Origin of the sequence: Streptomyces sp. NPDC086147, from assembly GCF_040702165.1 — a bacterium.
In the GTDB taxonomy this organism is placed as follows: Bacteria; Actinomycetota; Actinomycetes; order Streptomycetales; family Streptomycetaceae; genus Streptomyces.
This window is the reverse complement of sequence record NZ_JBFBJO010000001.1, coordinates 457370-474524: the sequence shown is the minus strand read 5'-3', so window position 1 is coordinate 474524 and position 17155 is coordinate 457370. Positions and strand designations below refer to the sequence as shown.

The 17155-nt window shown below is 73.3% G+C and carries 19 protein-coding genes; 8 read left to right on the top strand and 11 right to left on the bottom strand.

What is annotated here, in order from left to right; translation table 11 throughout:
• Nucleotides 1-232: 232 nt before the first annotated feature.
• Both AB0398_RS02295 and AB0398_RS02290 read right to left on the bottom strand, forming a co-directional pair.
• The gene (locus AB0398_RS02295; protein WP_366371661.1) at nucleotides 233-871 is read right to left on the bottom strand and encodes a DUF6758 family protein; all 639 of its coding nucleotides are present in this window, start codon (nucleotides 869-871) and stop codon (nucleotides 233-235) included.
• 231 nt (nucleotides 872-1102) lie between these two features.
• The gene (locus tag AB0398_RS02290; RefSeq protein ID WP_366371659.1) at nucleotides 1103-1687 is read right to left on the bottom strand and encodes a suppressor of fused domain protein; all 585 of its coding nucleotides are present in this window, start codon (nucleotides 1685-1687) and stop codon (nucleotides 1103-1105) included.
• 473 nt (nucleotides 1688-2160) lie between these two features.
• On the opposite strand from AB0398_RS02290, the gene AB0398_RS02285 reads away from it, so the two are divergent.
• Both AB0398_RS02285 and AB0398_RS02280 read left to right on the top strand, forming a co-directional pair.
• Nucleotides 2161-3288: a magnesium and cobalt transport protein CorA gene (locus tag AB0398_RS02285; protein WP_366371657.1), complete on the top strand. Its 1128-nt coding sequence runs from the start codon at nucleotides 2161-2163 to the stop codon at nucleotides 3286-3288.
• A 28-nt stretch (nucleotides 3289-3316) separates the two neighbouring features.
• Entirely contained in the window at nucleotides 3317-3826 is a 510-nt protein-coding gene (locus AB0398_RS02280) for a hypothetical protein (RefSeq protein ID WP_366371656.1), read from the top strand.
• A 15-nt stretch (nucleotides 3827-3841) separates the two neighbouring features.
• Here the strand turns inward: AB0398_RS02280 and AB0398_RS02275 are convergent, their stop codons facing one another.
• The gene (locus AB0398_RS02275) at nucleotides 3842-4597 is read right to left on the bottom strand and encodes a hypothetical protein (protein ID WP_366371655.1); all 756 of its coding nucleotides are present in this window, start codon (nucleotides 4595-4597) and stop codon (nucleotides 3842-3844) included.
• A 286-nt stretch (nucleotides 4598-4883) separates the two neighbouring features.
• On the opposite strand from AB0398_RS02275, the gene AB0398_RS02270 reads away from it, so the two are divergent.
• From AB0398_RS02270 to AB0398_RS02260, 3 genes are read left to right on the top strand one after another with little or no spacing between them, the layout of a single operon-like run.
• The gene (locus AB0398_RS02270; protein ID WP_366371653.1) at nucleotides 4884-6170 is read left to right on the top strand and encodes a CBS domain-containing protein; all 1287 of its coding nucleotides are present in this window, start codon (nucleotides 4884-4886) and stop codon (nucleotides 6168-6170) included.
• Nucleotides 6160-6723 (top strand): DUF1003 domain-containing protein, encoded by a 564-nt coding sequence (locus AB0398_RS02265; protein WP_366371651.1) that lies wholly within the window; start codon nucleotides 6160-6162, stop codon nucleotides 6721-6723. Before AB0398_RS02270 ends, AB0398_RS02265 begins: the two co-directional genes overlap by 11 nt.
• A gap of 43 nt (nucleotides 6724-6766) precedes the next feature.
• Entirely contained in the window at nucleotides 6767-7900 is a 1134-nt protein-coding gene (locus tag AB0398_RS02260) for an Mrp/NBP35 family ATP-binding protein (RefSeq protein WP_366371649.1), read from the top strand.
• 60 nt (nucleotides 7901-7960) lie between these two features.
• Here AB0398_RS02260 and AB0398_RS02255 read toward each other — a convergent pair whose 3' ends face one another.
• From AB0398_RS02255 to sigE, 5 genes are all read right to left on the bottom strand, one after another.
• Nucleotides 7961-8587 carry a hypothetical protein gene (locus AB0398_RS02255; RefSeq protein WP_366371648.1) on the bottom strand — a complete coding sequence of 209 codons (627 nt, stop codon included), beginning with the start codon at nucleotides 8585-8587 and terminating at the stop codon, nucleotides 7961-7963.
• A gap of 74 nt (nucleotides 8588-8661) precedes the next feature.
• Nucleotides 8662-9129 carry a sec-independent translocase gene (locus tag AB0398_RS02250; RefSeq protein ID WP_366371646.1) on the bottom strand — a complete coding sequence of 156 codons (468 nt, stop codon included), beginning with the start codon at nucleotides 9127-9129 and terminating at the stop codon, nucleotides 8662-8664.
• A gap of 91 nt (nucleotides 9130-9220) precedes the next feature.
• Nucleotides 9221-11113, bottom strand: a complete 1893-nt coding sequence (locus AB0398_RS02245) for a trypsin-like peptidase domain-containing protein (protein ID WP_366371644.1) — start codon at nucleotides 11111-11113, stop codon at nucleotides 9221-9223.
• A gap of 76 nt (nucleotides 11114-11189) precedes the next feature.
• Nucleotides 11190-12134, bottom strand: a complete 945-nt coding sequence (locus tag AB0398_RS02240) for an anti-sigma factor (protein WP_366371642.1) — start codon at nucleotides 12132-12134, stop codon at nucleotides 11190-11192.
• Nucleotides 12131-12889: an RNA polymerase sigma factor SigE gene (sigE, locus tag AB0398_RS02235; RefSeq protein WP_366371640.1), complete on the bottom strand. Its 759-nt coding sequence runs from the start codon at nucleotides 12887-12889 to the stop codon at nucleotides 12131-12133. Before sigE ends, AB0398_RS02240 begins: the two co-directional genes overlap by 4 nt.
• Before the next feature lie 141 nt (nucleotides 12890-13030).
• Between sigE and AB0398_RS02230 the strand changes: the two genes are divergently transcribed.
• Nucleotides 13031-13696 (top strand): O-methyltransferase, encoded by a 666-nt coding sequence (locus AB0398_RS02230; RefSeq protein WP_366371638.1) that lies wholly within the window; start codon nucleotides 13031-13033, stop codon nucleotides 13694-13696.
• A gap of 197 nt (nucleotides 13697-13893) precedes the next feature.
• Here AB0398_RS02230 and AB0398_RS02225 read toward each other — a convergent pair whose 3' ends face one another.
• Nucleotides 13894-14061 carry a DUF3117 domain-containing protein gene (locus AB0398_RS02225; RefSeq protein ID WP_009997451.1) on the bottom strand — a complete coding sequence of 56 codons (168 nt, stop codon included), beginning with the start codon at nucleotides 14059-14061 and terminating at the stop codon, nucleotides 13894-13896.
• Between the two features lie 311 nt (nucleotides 14062-14372).
• Here AB0398_RS02225 and AB0398_RS02220 point away from each other — a divergent pair, with 311 nt between their 5' ends.
• Nucleotides 14373-15176 (top strand): enoyl-CoA hydratase-related protein, encoded by an 804-nt coding sequence (locus tag AB0398_RS02220; RefSeq protein ID WP_366371636.1) that lies wholly within the window; start codon nucleotides 14373-14375, stop codon nucleotides 15174-15176.
• Here AB0398_RS02220 and AB0398_RS02215 read toward each other — a convergent pair.
• Nucleotides 15173-15787: a DNA-3-methyladenine glycosylase I gene (locus tag AB0398_RS02215; protein ID WP_366371634.1), complete on the bottom strand. Its 615-nt coding sequence runs from the start codon at nucleotides 15785-15787 to the stop codon at nucleotides 15173-15175. The two genes, AB0398_RS02220 and AB0398_RS02215, sit on opposite strands and share 4 nt — an antisense overlap.
• On the bottom strand, nucleotides 15784-16203 hold the full coding sequence (locus AB0398_RS02210; RefSeq protein ID WP_366371632.1) for a hypothetical protein: 420 nt from the start codon (nucleotides 16201-16203) through the stop codon (nucleotides 15784-15786). The genes AB0398_RS02215 and AB0398_RS02210 overlap by 4 nt, the downstream gene beginning before the upstream one ends.
• Nucleotides 16204-16257: 54 nt before the next feature.
• Between AB0398_RS02210 and folP the strand changes: the two genes are divergently transcribed.
• Entirely contained in the window at nucleotides 16258-17118 is an 861-nt protein-coding gene (gene folP / locus AB0398_RS02205) for a dihydropteroate synthase (protein ID WP_366371630.1), read from the top strand.
• Nucleotides 17119-17155 lie beyond the last annotated feature (37 nt).

Genomic DNA, 17155 nt, shown 5'->3' with positions numbered 1-17155 from the left:
TCGAACACGCCCGTACGGAAGGAACGCCGGGCCCCGGGGCGGGGCGGGGTCGGAGGCGGGCGCGGCCCGGACGGCGATCCGCCGGAGAGGCACGGGCCCGGCGGGACGTCGGCGCGACGACCTCGCCCCGGCGGCACCTCGGCCCGGTAGCGCCTCGGCGCAGTAAAGCCCCGGCCCGGCGGGCCTCAAGCCCGGGATCCTCAAGTCCGGGGCCTCCAGTCCGGCGGCGGTCTCAGCCCAGCAGTCTCGGCGTGAGCGCCCCGCACGGCAGCAGTTCGACCTCGGCACCGGCGTCGCGCAGGTCCGTGAGGACCAGCTCGTCGTACATCAGGAGGCCGGACTGCTCGGGCCAGACGATCGCCCACAGCCACAGGCCGCGCGCCTCGCCCGCGAAGACCGCGCGGTCGTGCGGGGTGCCGTTGACGTGCCAGAGCGGGGTGGGACGCCCGGCGGCGAGCACCTTCGTCTGGGGCGGCTTCTCGATGGCCATGCCGGCACCGGGGTCGAGCCCGTCGATGCCGGCGTACCGGGCACCGAGGCCGACGCCGAGCTCCTCGGCGATCAGGAGCAGCTCCCCGATCCCGCCGAGCGGGCCGGGGCCCGAGCAGGCGACGGCGGTCGCGCGTCCGCCGCTGCGGTCGTCGCCCGCGTACGCGACTCCCGTGAAGAGCCAGCCGACGGGCAGGGGCCACGGCATCCACACGGGCACCTGGGAGCGGTGCACCACGACGCCGAGGGCCTCGACGCTGGGCGGGACGACGGGCTGGAGCGGGTGCACCGAGCCGTGCACGTCACACTGCCAGGAGTCGGCGAAGAGGCCGGGCGCTCTGACCCGGCCACCGCACTTCGGGCAACTGGGTTCGCCCCTCATAGGGCTCAACGGTCCTACCCCTTCCGTCCCGCGTCAAGGACGACCCCGAACGATCACCCGTCCGACACGGGCCGCCCACTCGCACATCCCTTCCGCTATACCCGCACATCACCCCCTCGTATAGATGCCATCTACACCTATACGGCCGTACGGCCCGGCGGACACCCCCGGCTCCCCCGTCGACCGCCAACCGGCGGACGAGGACCCGGGGTTGCCGCGCGCGGGGCTTCCTCAGTCCAGCTCCACGGACCTGCGCAGGGGGTCGCGGAGGTCCGTCCCCCGCGCCAGCCAGCGCTCCTCCAGGGCCTGCGCCCCGTGCACCCGCTTCCACGCCGCTTCGTTCGAGGTCATCGGCAGCAGCGGCAGGAACCGCACCGGCTCCATCGGCTCATTCAGCTCCAGGTCCTCCACCAGCCCGCCCGACTCCGCGACCAGCACCGAGCTGAAGGGGGCGCCCGGCCAGAGCGGGTCGCCCACGTCGAGCGAGGCGCCCGGGGCCACGATCACGCCCTCGACCTGCGGGGTGGCGGCGAGCACGGCGAGCGGGCGCAGCACCTTGTCGGTGTCGGCGAGGCCGGCCCGCACGGTGAGGACGAGCTCCGCGCGCGGCCCCCGCACCGGATCGGCGAGCGCGGCGGTCGGATCGGCCATCGGCTGCGCGGACATCCCGAGGGTCGCGTACCGCACGAGATCGCCGTCGACGAAACGGAGCACCTCGATCCGGTCCGTGCCGAGAAACGTCACCGCGGCGCGCGCGTCCGGTTCCCCGAGGGCCGTTCGCAACCGGGCCTCGACCAGAGCAAGAACTTCTCCCATGGCTTGAGCATAAAGCGCGTATGGAACGGGCAAAGTAAGGGATTGACCCTCTGCCGGCTGATAGTCTTGGCCGCTGGCCGGGAGCATTCGATCCCCGACCACTCGTCACACGTCATCCCTCACGGGGGACCGGCCGGAGGAGGTGGGGCTGCGATGGACCGAAGTCGGTCGGGCAGTACCAGCGGCTCTTCCGCCCCGCACCCGAGCCCGGTGCGCTTTTTCTCCCGTTGATTCCGGGTACGCGATCCCCGGTCCGTGCGACTCCCCCGATCCGCACGGACCGCGCGACCCGTTCTCCGGCATCCCGCACGACGGAAGAGCACTTCGCCCTCGCCTGTCTGTAGCGAATGTCTGTAGCGAACGCCGTCACCGCGATCCCCCGGTGCCGCCCGCTTTGTGGACGACGTAGCTCCACGTCCCCATTCCGGGCTGTGCCACGCTCGCCGACGGCCTCTCCGTGAAGGAGCATGCCCATGTCGATGATCCGTGACCTGCGCGCCGCCGTCCGTCCGAGCCTGCGGCACCCCCTGCGCAAGACCCCCACCACGTACACCGCGTACGACCCCACCCGCGACCACTCGGCGTCCACCGCCGTCGTCGACTGCGCCGTCTACCGCGACGGGCGCCGGGTCGAGGACGACGAGTGCCTCACCCCGCGCGGCGCGATGCGGCGCGTGCGGGACAAGGGCGGCTTCGCCTGGATCGGTCTGCACGAGCCGACCGAGGCCGAATTCGCCGGTATCGCCGCCGAGTTCGGGCTGCACCCGCTCGCCGTCGAGGACGCCGTCCACGCCCACCAGCGGCCCAAGCTGGAGCGGTACGACGACACCCTCTTCACCGTCTTCAAGACGATCCACTACGTCGAGCACACCGAGCTCACCGCGACCAGCGAGGTCGTCGAGACCGGCGAGGTCATGTGCTTCACCGGCCCCGACTTCGTCATCACCGTCCGGCACGGCGGCCAGGGCTCCCTGCGCAACCTCCGCCACCGCCTCCAGGGCGAGCCCGAGCTCCTCTCCAAGGGCCCCTCGGCCGTCCTGCACGCCATCGCGGACCACGTCGTCGACGGCTACATCGCGGTCGCCGACGCCGTCGAGCTGGACATCGACCAGCTGGAGATCGACGTCTTCTCGCCGGCCGCGAAGGGCTCCACGCGCGGTACGGACACGGGCCGGATCTACCAGCTCAAGCGCGAGGTCCTGGAGTTCAAGCGGGCCGTCTCGCCGCTGCTCCGCCCGATGCAGCTGCTCAGCGAGCGGCCGATGCGGCTGGTGGACCCGGACATCCAGAAGTACTTCCGGGACGTCGCGGACCACCTCGCCCGCGTCCAGGAGCAGGTCGTCGGCTTCGACGAGCTGCTCAACTCGATCCTCCAGGCCAACCTGGCGCAGGCGACCGTCGCGCAGAACGAGGACATGCGCAAGATCACCTCGTGGGCGGCGATCGTCGCCGTCCCCACGGCGGTCTGCGGGGTGTACGGCATGAACTTCGACCACATGCCGGAGCTGCACTGGAGGTACGGCTATCCGATGGTGCTCACCGGCATCGTCGTGGTCTGCCTCACCATCCACCGCACCCTCAAGCGCAACGGCTGGCTGTAGGGCCCGTCCGGATCGATAGGCTGCGGCCATGACCGATCAGTCGCTCGGGCCCGCCCTCGTCGAGGAGGCCACCAAGAAGTCCGGCCTGGTGTGGGTGCGCGGCACCGGGCCCGCCCGCGCGCTCTGGCACGTCTGGCACGACGGCGCCGCGTTCGTCGTCGGCGACGGCCCCGGCGAGCAGCCGCTGCCGGGCCTGGTGGACGGCGGGACGGCCGAGGTGACCGTGCGCAGCAAGGACAAGGGCGGCCGGATCGTCGCCTGGACGGCCGCCGTGCGCGAACTCGCCGCCGGTACGGAGGAGTGGGACGCGGCCGTCGCGGAGCTGAAGGGCAAGCGGCTCAACGCGCCCGACGGCGAGGCGATGCCGGACCGCTGGGCGCGCGAGTGCCGGGTGGTGCGGCTCGACCCGCGCGAGGTCGCCGCCCGACTGCCGGACGGCTCCCTGGCGGCCGTACCGCTGCCCACGGCGGCCACGACCCGCCGTCCCGCGCCGGCCGCGCTCCCGCGCCTGCTCCTGAAGCGCCGCAAGCGCCGCTGAGGGGCCGGCCGCCCCTCAGGTGCGGGGCAGCTGCTTCCCGTAGTCCACGATCTCGTCCTTCGTGGGCTCGGCGAGCGGGAAGTCCTTGTTCCAGTCGGAGAGCATCACGACGCCCCCGCCGCCGCCGCGCGCGAACTGCACGGGGTACGGGGAGCCGTCCAGGGACACGTCGAGGACGCCGCCCTCGCCGTCCGCGCCGCCCTTGACCTTGATCGTGCGGACCGCGCCGATCCGCGTGCGGTCGCCCTTGACCTTCTCGCCGTGCAGCCCGATGAGGCCGTCGAGCAGCGGCTTCATGTCGGTGAAGCCGCGGAGCTGCCTGTACGAGGGGTCGTCCTGCGGCACCTTCACGTACTTGCCGTCGAGCTTCTCGGCGGCCTCGACGTCCTCCTTCGTCGGCTCGGCCCCGTCCTTGTCGTGGGACCAGAAGCCGACGTCGGCCTTCAGGTAGAGCGCGTCCCCGACCCGCATCAGCTCGAAGGTGCTGTTCTTCGTCGTCACCGAGCCGGTGGCGCCGTCCTGCTTGAGGCGCATGTTCAGCTTGACCGCGCCGCCCTTGCTGACCAGGGTGCCGGCCAGGCGCACCGCCTTCGCCCCGTCCGCCACCGTCCGCGCCTCGCGCTCGATCTCGGGGGCGGCGAGCCTCCCGACCCCGTTGGTCCCCTCGTCCGGGTCGGCGGCGCAGGCCGTGAGCCCCACCGTCAGTCCGGCGCAGAGCGCCAGGGGCACGACGGCCCCGCGGATACGCGATGCCGGGGTGCGGACGGTCATCTGCGCTGCCTCTCGTGATCGTGCGGGCGTACGGGCGCCGGGCCCCGGCCGGGCGGAGGGGCAGGGTCCGGTGTCCGTACCGGTACCGGGGGTTCCGGCTCCGGTACCGGGGTAACAGCAGACCGCAGCGTACCCGGGCCGGCCGGCGGCCCCCGCAGGCAGCCGTACGGAGGCACTGCCGGGGCGGCGCGTACCGGCACGGGCTAGCCTGAACCGGTAGCGCTCCGCGATCACCGGCGGGGCGCCGCGAGGACTCGAATCGTGCGACACCCAGGAGGCGCGTGGCATGGCGGCAGGCGCCCCCCGGATCTTCGTCTCCCACCTGGCGGGGGTCCCCGTCTTCGACCCCGTCGGCGACCAGGTCGGCCGGGTCAGCGACCTGGTGGCCATGCTCCGGGTCGGCCGCCGCCCGCCGCGTCTGCTCGGCATGGTCGTGGAGGTGCTCAGCCGCCGCCGGGTCTTCGTGCCCATGACCCGGATCACCGGCGTCGAGTCCGGGCAGGTCATCACCACCGGCGTGGTCAACATGCGCCGCTTCGAGCAGCGCCCCACCGAGCGGCTCGTCCTCGGCGAGCTCCTCGACCGGCGGGTGCGGCTCGTGGAGGGCGACGGGCGGGAGGGCGAGGAGGTCACCGTCCTCGACATCGCCATCCAGCAGCTGCCCGCCCGCCGCGAATGGGAGATCGACAAGGTCTTCGTCCGCAAGGGCAAGGGCGGGGCGCTGCGCCGCAAGGGCGAGACGCTGACCGTCGAGTGGTCGGCCGTCACCGGCTTCTCCCTGGAGGAGCACGGCCAGGGCGCCGAGAGCCTGCTCGCCACCTTCGAGAAGCTGCGCCCGGCCGATCTGGCCAACGCCCTGCACCACCTCTCCCCCAAGCGGCGCGCCGAGGTGGCCGCGGCCCTCGACGACGACCGGCTCGCGGACGTCCTCGAAGAGCTCCCCGAGGACGACCAGATCGAGATCCTCGGCAAGCTGAAGGAGGAGCGCGCGGCCGACGTCCTGGAGGCGATGGACCCGGACGACGCGGCCGACCTGCTGTCCGAGCTGCCCGAGGAGGACCAGGAGCGGCTGCTGACCCTGATGCAGCCGGACGACGCGGCGGACGTGCGCCGCCTCCTGGCGTACGAGGAGCGCACGGCGGGCGGTCTGATGACGACGGAGCCGATCGTGCTGCGGCCGGACGCGACCGTCGCGGACGCGCTCGCCCGGGTCCGCCAGCAGGACCTGTCCCCGGCGCTGGCCGCGCAGGTGTACGTCTGCCGGCCGCCGGACGAGACGCCGACCGGGAAGTACCTGGGCACGGTGCACTTCCAGCGGCTCCTGCGGGACCCGCCGTTCACGCTGGTCAGCTCGATCGTGGACAGCGACCTGCCGCCGCTCGGCCCGGACACCCCGCTGCCGGCCGTCACCAGCTACCTCGCCGCGTACAACATGGTGGCCGCGCCCGTCGTGGACGAGAGCGGCTCCCTGCTCGGCGCGGTGACCGTCGACGACGTGCTGGACCACCTGCTGCCGGACGACTGGCGCGAGACCGAGTTCCACGAGGAGGAGGGGGCGGGGCATGGCCGCTGAACGCACGCAGGACCGGGAGCGCGAGCGGGAGCGGGCCGTGCCCCGGATCCGGCTCGACCTGCCGAGGGAGCGGCGGGCCAGACTGCTGCCGGAGTACGACCCCGAGGCCTTCGGGCGGATGTCGGAGCGGATCGCCCGCTTCCTGGGGACCGGGAGGTTCCTGGTCTGGATGACGCTGACGATCGTCGTCTGGGTGCTGTGGAACATCTTCGCGCCGGGACCGCTGAAGTTCGACGAGTACCCGTTCATCTTCCTGACGCTCGCCCTGTCCCTCCAGGCCTCGTACGCGGCGCCGCTGATCCTGCTCGCCCAGAACCGGCAGGACGACCGGGACCGGGTCAACCTCGAACAGGACCGGAAGCAGAACGAGCGGTCGATCGCGGACACCGAGTACCTGACGCGGGAGATCGCGGCGCTGCGGATGGGTCTGGGCGAGGTCGCCACGCGCGACTGGATCCGCTCCGAGCTCCAGGACCTCCTCAAGGAGATGGAGGAGCGCCGGGATCTATTCCCGTCCGGCGACACCCGGGGAAGTGACGTACCCGACCGTTGACAGCCTTTCATGGGCCGGTGCTCCGCGCCGTACCATCGTCGGTATGGCTACGGAAGACGCGGTGCTCGCGGCACTGGCGACGGTGAACGACCCTGAGATCAACAAGCCGATCACTGAGCTCGGCATGGTCAAGTCGGTGGAGATCGAACCGGACGGCAGGGTCGCCGTCACGGTCTACCTGACGGTCTCCGGCTGCCCGATGCGCGACACCATCACCCAGCGGGTGACCGAGGCCGTCTCCCGGGTCGAGGGCGTCACCGCCGTCGACGTCTCGCTGGACGTGATGAGCGACGAGCAGCGCAAGGAGCTGGCGGCCGCGCTGCGCGGCACGACCGCCGAGCGCGAGGTGCCGTTCGCCAAGCCCGGCTCGCTGACCCGGGTCTACGCGGTCGCCTCCGGCAAGGGTGGCGTCGGCAAGTCCTCCGTCACCGTGAACCTGGCCGCGGCGATGGCCGCGGACGGCCTCAAGGTCGGCGTCGTCGACGCCGACATCTACGGCCACAGCGTGCCCCGGATGCTGGGCGCGGACGGCCTTCCGACCCAGGTCGAGAACATGATCATGCCGCCGTCGGCGAACGGCGTGAAGGTCATCTCCATCGGCATGTTCACCCCGGGCAACGCGCCGGTCGTGTGGCGCGGCCCGATGCTGCACCGTGCGCTCCAGCAGTTCCTCGCGGACGTGTACTGGGGCGACCTGGACGTCCTCCTCCTCGACCTGCCCCCGGGCACCGGCGACATCGCGATCTCGATCGCGCAGCTCGTGCCGAACGCGGAGATCCTGGTCGTCACGACCCCGCAGCAGGCGGCGGCCGAGGTCGCCGAGCGGGCCGGCTCGATCGCCGTCCAGACCCACCAGAAGATCGTCGGCGTCGTGGAGAACATGGCGGGCCTGCCGTGTCCGCACTGCGACGAGATGGTGGACGTGTTCGGCACCGGCGGCGGCCAGAAGGTCGCGGACGGCCTGACGCAGACCACCGGCGCGACGGTCCCGGTCCTCGGCTCGATTCCGATCGACCTGCGGCTGCGCGAGGGCGGCGACGACGGCAGGCCGGTCGTCCTGTCCGACCCGGACTCCCCCGCCGGCGCGGCGCTCCGCGCCATCGCGGGCAAGCTGGGCGGCCGTCAGCGCGGCCTGTCGGGCATGAGCCTGGGCATCACGCCGCGGAACAAGTTCTGAGTCACGGCGCACGCCGAAGGGGCGCCCCCGTGCGGGGGCGCCCCTTCGGCGTTCTCGCTCCTACGCGTACGCGTCGAAGTCCTTGATCTGCGAGAACCCGAGCCCGTACGCGCTCATCCCCCGCCCGTACGCCCCCAGGTGCACGCCCGCCGCCGAACCGGCCAGGACCCAGCCGAACTCGGTCTCGCGGTAGTGGAACGGCACCGGCACCCCGTCCACCGGCAGCGAGAGCGTCGTCCAGGCGGGCCCGTCGAGGTCGTCGGCGAGCTCGAAGGCCGTCTCGGTCTGCTGGTCCAGCCAGTTGTCGCGCGTCATGTGGTCGAGCGAGGCAGGCCAGGTGTGGACGAGCAGTCCTGAGCCGGCCAGCCAGGCGGCGGAGGAGACGGTGGTGGCGTCGAGGACGCCCGTCCCGTCGCCGGTCCGCCGTACGGGGCTCGCCGCGACCGTCACGACGACGGTGAAACGCTCCTTCTCCGCACCGCTCGCGTCGGACTTTATCGACGGCGCGTCACCGTGCCCGATCGATCCGTGCTGCACGCTGCCGTCCGCCGCCGTGCCGACCTGCATCAGCCGACGCGGCCCGGTGAAGGCCTCGTCGAGGCCGTACCAGGCGAAGGGCGCCCGCAGGAAGCCCTCGTCGGTCCGCCGGGCCACGGGTGTGCCCTCCACCCGGCTCGTGGTCTCCATCTCGGCCGCCTCCTCGTTCCGTCAACAGAGCGAGGATAGCCACCGGGACGCGCCGGATCGGTGACAGCCCGTCGTCAGGTCGCGTCGGAGTCGTACGGGGGGCGCCCGCCGGCGTCCGGCTCGTCCCGCTTCTTGAGGAGGTCAGAGGTGCCCGTCGGGGAGCCGTCGGCCGAGGCCCCGGTGGTCGCCGAGCCGTTGACGGCGGGCAGGGTCTCGCGGCCGTGCACCGCGTCGGCGACCTCGTTCATCTCCCTCTTGAGGTCGAAGGTGCTGCGCAACTCGTCGAGCTCCCGGAGGTCCTCGTTGCCCTCCAGCTGCTTGCGGAGGAACGTCTTGGGGTTGAGGTCCTCGAACTCGAAGTCCTTGAACTCCGGGCCCAGCTCGCTGCGGATGTCGTTCTTCGCGCTGTCGGAGAACTCGCGGATCTTCCGGACGAAGCGCGAGACGTCCTGGATCACCTTCGGGAGCTTGTCCGGCCCGAAGACGAGCACGGCGAGGACCACGAGCGTCACCAGCTCGAGAGCGCCTATGTCGCTGAACACCTTGTAGCTCCTTCACGCCGGTCCAGGGCCCGGTCCACGGTACCCGCCGAAACAGCCGGGCGGGTACCTCGCGATGTCCGCCGCATGGCGCTCAGGTGCCCTGCGAGGAGCCGAGCGTCAACGTCTTTGTCAGCTCTTTGCCGTCGCGGTTCAGGGTGAGCTCCAGACGGTCGCCGGGGCGGTGGGCGCGGATCTTCACGATGAGCTCCTCGCCGTTGTGCACCCGCTGGCCGTCGACCTTGGTGATGACGTCGCCGGGCCGGAGCCCCGCCTCGGCGGCCGGGCCGCCGGGCGTGACGGAGGCGGTGCCGTCCTTGCCCTTCTCGCCGACGCGGGCGCCGTCGCCGTCGTACTGCATGTCGAGGCTCACCCCGATGACCGGGTGGGCGGCCTTGCCGGTCTTGATGAGCTCCTCGGCGACCCGCTTGCCCTGGTTGATCGGTATGGCGAAGCCGAGGCCGATGGAGCCGGGCTGGCTCGTACCGCCGCCCTCGCCGTCGCCGCCGGAGCCGCCGGCCGCGCGGATCGCGCTGTTGATGCCGATGACCCGGGCCTTGGAGTCGAGGAGGGGGCCGCCGGAGTTGCCGGGGTTGATGGGGGCGTCGGTCTGGAGCGCGTCGACGTAGCTGATGTCGCTGCCGTCGCCCTTCTCGCCGCCGGCGGTGATCGGGCGCTCCTTGGCGCTGATGATGCCGGAGGTGACGGTGTTGGAGAGGTCGAAGGGGGCGCCGATGGCGACGACCGGGTCGCCGACGCGGACGCTGTCGGAGTTGCCGAGCGGCAGGGGCTTGAGGCCCGAGACGCCGGTGACCTGGACGACGGCCAGGTCGTAGCCGGTGTCCTTGCCGACGAGCTTGGCGCGGGCGGTCTCTCCGGTGGAGAAGGTCACCGAGATGTCGGCGGAGGACCGGGCCCCGTCCACGACGTGGTTGTTGGTGAGGATGTGGCCCCTGGTGTCCAGCACGAAGCCGGTGCCGGTACCGGACGAACCGCCGCCCTTGACGTGCAGGGTGACCACGCCGGGCAGGGCGCTGGCGGCGATCCCCGCCACGCTGTCGGGGGCGCGGCCGGTGTCCTCGGCGGCGGCCTGGGGCAGCTCGACGGTGCTGATCCCGCCGTTCCGCTCGACGTACGCGCCGATCCCGCCGCCGATGACGCCGGTGATCAGCGCGAAGACCAGCGCCCCCGCGACGGCGAGCCCCTTCCGGGACCTCTTCGCGGGCGCGGCCGGCAGCGCGGGACCGCCGACGCCCCAGGGGTCGTACTGGCCCCAGGGCGCGGGCCCCTGCGGGTGCGGCTGCGGCGGTACGGGGGGCACGGGGCCGCCCTGCGGGTGGGGCGGCGCGGGGGTCGGGGGCCGCTGCACGGGCGGCGCGGGCGCCCACGGCCCGGGCTCGCCGTAGGGCGGCGTCCGGTACTCGTCGGGAGTGTGCAGGGGCTGCGCCTGCGTCTGCGGCGCGGAGGCGGGTGCGGGCGCCGGGTCCTGCGCGGGGACCGATTCCCGGTCCCCGGGCTCGCCCTTGGTCAGGACGACGGAGGGCGCGGGCTCCGGGGTGCCGGTCCCGGCGGGCGCGGAGTCCTGGGGAGCGGGCCCGGTGGGCCCGGAACCGTCGGCAGCGGGACCGGAAGCGCCGGAGACGGGCTCGGCGGCCCGGGGGCCGGTCCCTGCGGGCTCGGAACCGTCGACGGCGGTTCCGGCGGGCTCGACGCCCGGGGAGTCGGTCCCGGCGGGCTCGGCGGCCCGTGCGGGGGCCTGCGGCTCCGCCGCCGGTGCCTGGTCCAGCGGCTCCGCGGCCGGGGCCTCGTCCCGTCGGGCGGCGGCGTCGGCCGGGGCCGTCGTCGGCGGTTCCGGGGCCGTGGACGGGCGCGGCGCGGGCAGGGGGAAGTCGCCGTCGCCGTCACCGGACGGAGGCTGCGCGGGTATCCGCGCAGCCTCCGGCGTGCTCGAAGGACGGCTCCACCAGTTCGGCTTCCCGTTGTTCATGCTCTCCCCGCAACCGCTGACCCGTCCGTGCCCCTGGGGCGGACGCCACTGTCCCTGGATTCAACCAGGTCGCGGGTCAACGGGGGGAGCCGAGCGACGTGGTCGTCGGGCTCGGCCCCGGACCGGGCCCGGGACCGAAGGCCGGCGGGAGGGCCGGACCCGCCGCCCGGACGAACGGCGAGAGGGGGAGTAGGGACCGGGAGGGCGGGTACGAGAGGCCCACGGCGACCCGGGGCGAGACGAAGGAGTGCCCCGCCATCAGCGGGACCACGGCCACGACCGGCCCCCGGGGAACCGCCGCCGGGGTGACCGCGGAGAGCGGTTCGGCGGCGACGGCCTGCGCGCCCGTGCGCTCGCCGGAGCGCGTGCCGCGCCCCGGCGACGTACCGGTGCCGGTGCCGCCGCCCGCGGCGGTGGTGCGGAGCGGGGTGACGGCGCTGCCCGTGCCCTGGCCGCGCCCGCCGGCGTTGACCGAGGCGTCCAGCGGCAGGGAGCCGCCGAGGGCGATGGCCGCGAACGAGACGGCGCTGGCCGCCGCGAAGGCGAAGCGCCGGCCGCGTCCGCCGGAGCCCGCCGGACGGTCACCGACCTCGTGTATGCGGAAGCCCGTGGCGGGCCGTCCCGGGTGCGGGGTGACGACCGCCGCCGTGGCGAAGCCGTCCGACTTCACCCCGCGGGTGCCCAGGAGTTCTTCGAGAGGGCTCTTCGGCCCTCCCCGGCTCCCGAGGCCTCCGGACCCTTCCGGGCCCCCGGGATCTCCCGACGGGTCGCCCGGTCCTCCGGGAAGGCCCTGGAGCCGTGCGAGGAAGCCCTCGGAGGGCGGTGGGGGCGCGGCGGAGGCGAAGACGCTCTTGAGGGTGCGCTGCGCGTCGGCCTCGGCCTTGCAGCGGGCGCAGGTCGCGAGGTGGGCGAGGACCCGCTCGCGGGCGTCGTGGCCCAGCTCGCCGTCGACGAGCGCGGCGAGCCGGTCCCCGAGGTGGTGCTCCGCGGGGGTCGGTGACGTGGGGAGTGTGCCGCTCACGCTGTGCCCGCCTCCCATCCGACGGAGGCGAGCGCACGCTCCGCCCGGGCCTCGGGCGAGCGGTGCTTGAGCGCCTTGCGGAGGTGGGAGCGTCCGCGGTGGATCCGGCTGCGGACGGTGCCGAGCTTCACGCCGAGGGTCGCGGCGATCTCCTCGTACGACAGCCCCTCGATGTCGCAGAGGACGACGGCCGCGCGGAACTCGGGCGCGAGGGTGTCGAGGGCCTGCTGCACGTCGGCGTCGAAGTGGGTGTCGTTGAAGGCCTGCTGCGGCGAGGGCTCGCGGCTGGGCAGCCGCTCGGCGGCGTCGTCGGCGAGCGCGTCGAAGCGGATGCGCTGCTTGCGGCGGACCATGTCGAGGAAGAGGTTGGTGGTGATGCGGTGGAGCCAGCCCTCGAAGGTGCCCGGGGTGTACGTCGACAGCGAGCGGAAGACGCGGACGAAGACCTCCTGGGTCAGGTCCTCGGCGTCGTGCTGGTTGCCCGTGAGGCGGTAGGCGAGGCGGTAGACCCGGCCACTGTGCGTGCTGACGATCTCCTCCCACGTGGGAGGCGTCCACGCCTGCGATTCCGCGTCCGATGCGAAGGTCGCGGTGGTGGGTGCGGAGTCGGCGGTGCGGGAACGGTCAGCGGTGTCGGTCACGGATTTCGGCTCACCCGCCGACCCGAGAAGGCGCCGGATCACGCCCCTCCGGTCCACAGGCGCAGCCGCACCTCCCCTGTCGGCTCTGGTGGTGTCCAGTGGAGCCCCTACCATAGCCACCTCGCCCGTTAGTTCCGGATAAGAATCTTTACGCGAATTTGGAACCGGCTCGCCCGGCTGCCTCCGTCGCGTCCCTCCCCTGGTGAACGCCCGGTCCCATCTGCGGGTTCCCGTCGGCAGCGGATACAGTCACCGTTGCGTCAACTACGGGGACAGGAGAGGGCCATTACCGCCAACCGGCAGACGAGCTGGGCGTTCGCCGACGCCTTTGTCGCCGAGGACGAAGCACTGCGCTGGGCCCGTGAGCGGGCCCACGAGGCAGGGCTCCCCCCGGTGTCGCCGGGCACCGGCGGGGCGCTGCGCCTGCTCGCCGCGACGGCGGACGCCAAGGCGGTGGCGGAAATCGGCACCGGTACGGGCGTGTCGGGCATCTACCTGCTGCTCGGGATGCGGCCGGACGGGGTCCTGACGACGGTGGACCTCCAGCCGGAGCGGCAGCAGCTCGCCAAGACGGCCTTCCGGGCGGCGGGCTTCGCGGGCAACCGGGCCCGGTTCATCCCCGGCCGCGCCCTGGACGTGCTGCCCCGGCTCGCGGACGGCGGGTACGACCTCGTGTTCTGCGACGGCGACCGCCTTGAGTACCTCGACTACCTCGCTGAATCGTTGCGCCTGCTGCGACCTGGAGGTCTGGTCTGCTTCGAGGGCGTCTTCGCGGACGGGCGGACGATCGACTCGTCGGCGCAGCCGGCGGAGGTCCAGCGGGTCCGCGAGCTGCTGCGGGCGGTGCGGGAGAGCCAGGACCTGGTGCCCTCGCTGCTGCCGGTGGGCGACGGCCTGCTGTGCGCGGTGCGCCGCGGCTGACCGGCGCCCCTGAGAGCCCCGTACGCGTCCACCGGCCGGCACCTCTCGGAGCCGTACGCGTCCGCCGACCGGGCGCGCTCCGGAGCCGTACGCGTCCGCCGACCGGGCGCGCTCCGGAGCCGTACGCCCTCCGGAGACACCGCTGCCCCGGTACGGCGGGCCGTACCGGGGCAGCGGTGGAAATCGGGGAGAGAGGGTCAGCCCACGACCTTCTTGAGGGCGTCGCCCAGCGCCTCGGCCTCGTCGGGGGTCAGCTCGACGACGAGCCGACCGCCGCCTTCGAGCGGAACGCGCATGACGATGCCCCGCCCCTCCTTGGTCACCTCGAGCGGGCCGTCACCCGTCCGCGGCTTCATGGCCGCCATGCTTGTTCCCCTTCCTGAAACCAGCCCATCGACAACCGGGCAGCTCCTTGGTGTGGAGCACGCGTGACCGGCTTCGAACACATTGCTTCCAGGTCATTATCCCGCATGGCAGGACCCGATGACCAACATCGAATGGCATCGCTTGCGCAACGCGCTCTCTCATAACCCCACATTTCGGCGCTCGGCCTGCGATACTTCGCCGCCCGGCGTCCGCCCGGCCGCCCCGGTTCTTTGACGCAGCTCACATGTGCGGCGGTGTCGATCTCCGCCATGCTGTGCTGGTCAACCACGCGACGAGGCGGAGGAAACCCATGGCGGACACGGTGCTGTACGAGGTGAGCGACGGGCTCGCGACCATCACGCTCAACCGGCCCGAGGCCATGAACGCGATGAACGTCGCGACGAAGGTCGCCCTCCGGGACGCGGCGGAGACGGCCGCGTCGGACCCCGCCGTACGGGCGGTGCTGCTCACGGCGGCCGGGGACCGGGCGTTCTGTGTCGGGCAGGACCTGAAGGAGCACGTCGGACTGCTCCTGGCGGACCAGGAGTCCGGCACGCGCGAGACCATGAACACGGTCCGCGACCACTACAACCCGATCGTCCGGGCGATCGCCGGCATGCGGAAGCCGGTGGTGGCGGGCGTGAACGGCGTCGCGGCGGGGGCCGGCTTCGGCTTCGCGCTCGCGGCGGACTACCGGGTGGTCGCGGAGACGGCCTCCTTCAACACCTCCTTCGCGGGCGTGGCGCTCACCGCCGACTCGGGCGTGTCCTGGACGCTGCCGCGCCTGATCGGCGCGAGCCGCGCCTCCGACCTGCTGCTCTTCCCGCGCTCGATCGGCGCCCAGGAGGCGTACGAGCTCGGCATCGCGAACCGGCTGGTCCCGGCCGCCGACCTCGCCGCCGAGGCCGCGAAGGTGGCCCGCGCCCTCGCGGACGGCCCGACGGTGGCGTACGCGGCCCTGAAGGAGTCCCTGGCGTACGGCGCCGACCACTCGCTCTCCGAGGCCCTGGACAAGGAGGAGGAGCTCCAGACCCTGGCGGGCGCGTCGGAGGACCACACCATCGCGGTCCGCGCCTTCATCGCCAAGGAGAAGCCGCGGTACCTGGGGCGCTAGGAAGCGTCCTCCGGGGCGGCGGCGAGGGCGCCGCCCCGGGCCGCGCAGTCCGCGAGGTGGTCGTCGACCAGGCCGCAGGCCTGCATCAGGGCGTAGGCCGTGGTGGGGCCGACGAAGCGGACGCCGCGCTTCTTGAGGGCCTTGGAGAGGGCCGTGGACTCGTCGGTGACCGCCGGGACGTCGGCGAGCGTGCGCGGGGCCGGGCGGTTCTCCGGGTCGGGTGCGTGGGACCAGATCAGGGCGTCGAGCTCGCCCGGCTCCCAGCCGGCGAGCAGCTTCGCGTTGGCGAGGGTGGCGTCGATCTTGGCCCGGTTGCGGATGATGCCCGCGTCCAGGAGGAGCCGCTCGCGGTCCGCTTCGCCGAAGGCGGCGACGGCGGCGATGCCGAAGTCCGCGAAGGCACGCCGGAAGCCCTCGCGGCGGCGCAGGATCGTGATCCAGGACAGGCCCGACTGGAAGGCCTCCAGGGAGAGCCGCTCGAAGAGGGCGTCGTCGCCGCGGACCGGGCGGCCCCACTCCTCGTCGTGGTACGCCACGTAGTCCTCGGCCGACAGGCCCCACGGGCAGCGCGCGAGGCCGTCCGGTCCGGTGAGCGCGCCGGCGGCCGTCACGGGCGCTCGCCCTCCGCGCCGCCGGAACCGGTGCCGGTGCCGAAGTCGGAGCCGGGGCCACCGCCGGAGCCGCCGTCCGGGCCCGCCAGCGCCTCCTCCAGTTCCGCGATCCGGGCGTCCCGCTCGGCGAGTTCGGCGCCGAGGCGGACCAGGACGTCGTCCACGTCCGCCATCCGGTAGCCCCGGGCGGCGACGGGGAGGCGGAGCGCCTCGACGTCGGCGCGGTCGACCGGCCGGGCGAGCGGCAGGGGGTCGACGAGCTGCTCGGGCGCCACCTCGGGCAGCACCTCGCTGTCGCCGCCGCCGACCACGGCCAGGGTCACCGCGGCCACGACCACGACCATCGTGATGAGCAGAAACCAGAACACTGCGCGCCTCTCCCCGGAGTGGAAACCGTCCGGTGCCGATCGTGCCATGCGTCACCGACGGTTAGGGTCGCAGGCGAACGGACGCGAGGGAGGACAAAAGGGATGCTGCGCTTGGGACGGCGTGAATTCGGGCCGCACGAACCGGTGGTCATGGCCATCGTGAACCGGACCCCGGACTCCTTCTACGACCGGGGCGCGACCTTCCTGGACGAGCCGGCGCTCGCCCGGGTCGAGCGGGCCGTGGCCGAGGGGGCGGCGATCGTCGACATCGGCGGGGTGAAGGCGGGCCCCGGCGAGGAGGTGACGGCCGAGGAGGAGGCGCGGCGCACGGTCGGCTTCGTCGCCGAGGTCCGCAGGCGCCACCCGGACGTGGTGATCAGCGTGGACACCTGGCGGGCGGACGTCGGCGAGGCGGTCTGCGAGGCCGGCGCGGACGTGCTGAACGACGCGTGGGGCGGGGTCGATCCCCGGCTCGCGGAGGTGGCGGCGAAGTACGGGGCGGGGCTCGTCTGCACGCACGCGGGCGGCGCGGAGCCGCGGACCCGGCCGCACCGGGTCGCGTACGAGGACGTGATGGCCGACGTCCTGCGGGTGACCGTGGGCCTCGCGGAGCGGGCGGCGGCGCTGGGGGTGCGCCGGGACGGGATCATGATCGACCCCGGGCACGACTTCGGGAAGAACACCCGGCACAGCCTGGAGGCGACCCGGCGGCTCGGTGAGATGGCGGAGACGGGCTGGCCGGTGCTGGTGTCCCTGTCGAACAAGGACTTCGTGGGCGAGACCCTCGACCGCCCGGTGCAGGAGCGGCTGCTCGGCACCCTGGCGACGACGGCGGTGTCCGCGTGGCTGGGGGCGCGGGTGTACCGGGTGCACGAGGTCGCGGAGACGAAGCAGGTCCTGGACATGGTGGCGTCCATCGCGGGCCACCGGCCGCCGGCCGTGGCGCGGCGCGGACTGGCGTAGGACGGCGAAGGGGGGCGCCGCGGTGCGGCGCCCCCCG

Coding starts and splice junctions, on each gene's coding strand:
- AB0398_RS02270 (WP_366371653.1), top strand. CDS start 4,884: ATGGCGGCAGGCGCCCCCCGGATCTTCGTCTCCCACCTGGCGGGGGTC.
- AB0398_RS02255 (WP_366371648.1), bottom strand. CDS start 8,587: ATGGAGACCACGAGCCGGGTGGAGGGCACACCCGTGGCCCGGCGGACC.
- AB0398_RS02220 (WP_366371636.1), top strand. CDS start 14,373: ATGGCGGACACGGTGCTGTACGAGGTGAGCGACGGGCTCGCGACCATC.
- AB0398_RS02225 (WP_009997451.1), bottom strand. CDS start 14,061: ATGGCGGCCATGAAGCCGCGGACGGGTGACGGCCCGCTCGAGGTGACC.
- folP (WP_366371630.1), top strand. CDS start 16,258: ATGCTGCGCTTGGGACGGCGTGAATTCGGGCCGCACGAACCGGTGGTC.
- AB0398_RS02280 (WP_366371656.1), top strand. CDS start 3,317: ATGACCGATCAGTCGCTCGGGCCCGCCCTCGTCGAGGAGGCCACCAAG.
- AB0398_RS02285 (WP_366371657.1), top strand. CDS start 2,161: ATGTCGATGATCCGTGACCTGCGCGCCGCCGTCCGTCCGAGCCTGCGG.
- AB0398_RS02265 (WP_366371651.1), top strand. CDS start 6,160: ATGGCCGCTGAACGCACGCAGGACCGGGAGCGCGAGCGGGAGCGGGCC.
- AB0398_RS02210 (WP_366371632.1), bottom strand. CDS start 16,203: ATGGCACGATCGGCACCGGACGGTTTCCACTCCGGGGAGAGGCGCGCA.
- AB0398_RS02260 (WP_366371649.1), top strand. CDS start 6,767: ATGGCTACGGAAGACGCGGTGCTCGCGGCACTGGCGACGGTGAACGAC.
- AB0398_RS02275 (WP_366371655.1), bottom strand. CDS start 4,597: ATGACCGTCCGCACCCCGGCATCGCGTATCCGCGGGGCCGTCGTGCCC.
- AB0398_RS02290 (WP_366371659.1), bottom strand. CDS start 1,687: ATGGGAGAAGTTCTTGCTCTGGTCGAGGCCCGGTTGCGAACGGCCCTC.
- AB0398_RS02295 (WP_366371661.1), bottom strand. CDS start 871: ATGAGGGGCGAACCCAGTTGCCCGAAGTGCGGTGGCCGGGTCAGAGCG.
- AB0398_RS02245 (WP_366371644.1), bottom strand. CDS start 11,113: ATGAACAACGGGAAGCCGAACTGGTGGAGCCGTCCTTCGAGCACGCCG.
- sigE (WP_366371640.1), bottom strand. CDS start 12,889: ATGGTAGGGGCTCCACTGGACACCACCAGAGCCGACAGGGGAGGTGCG.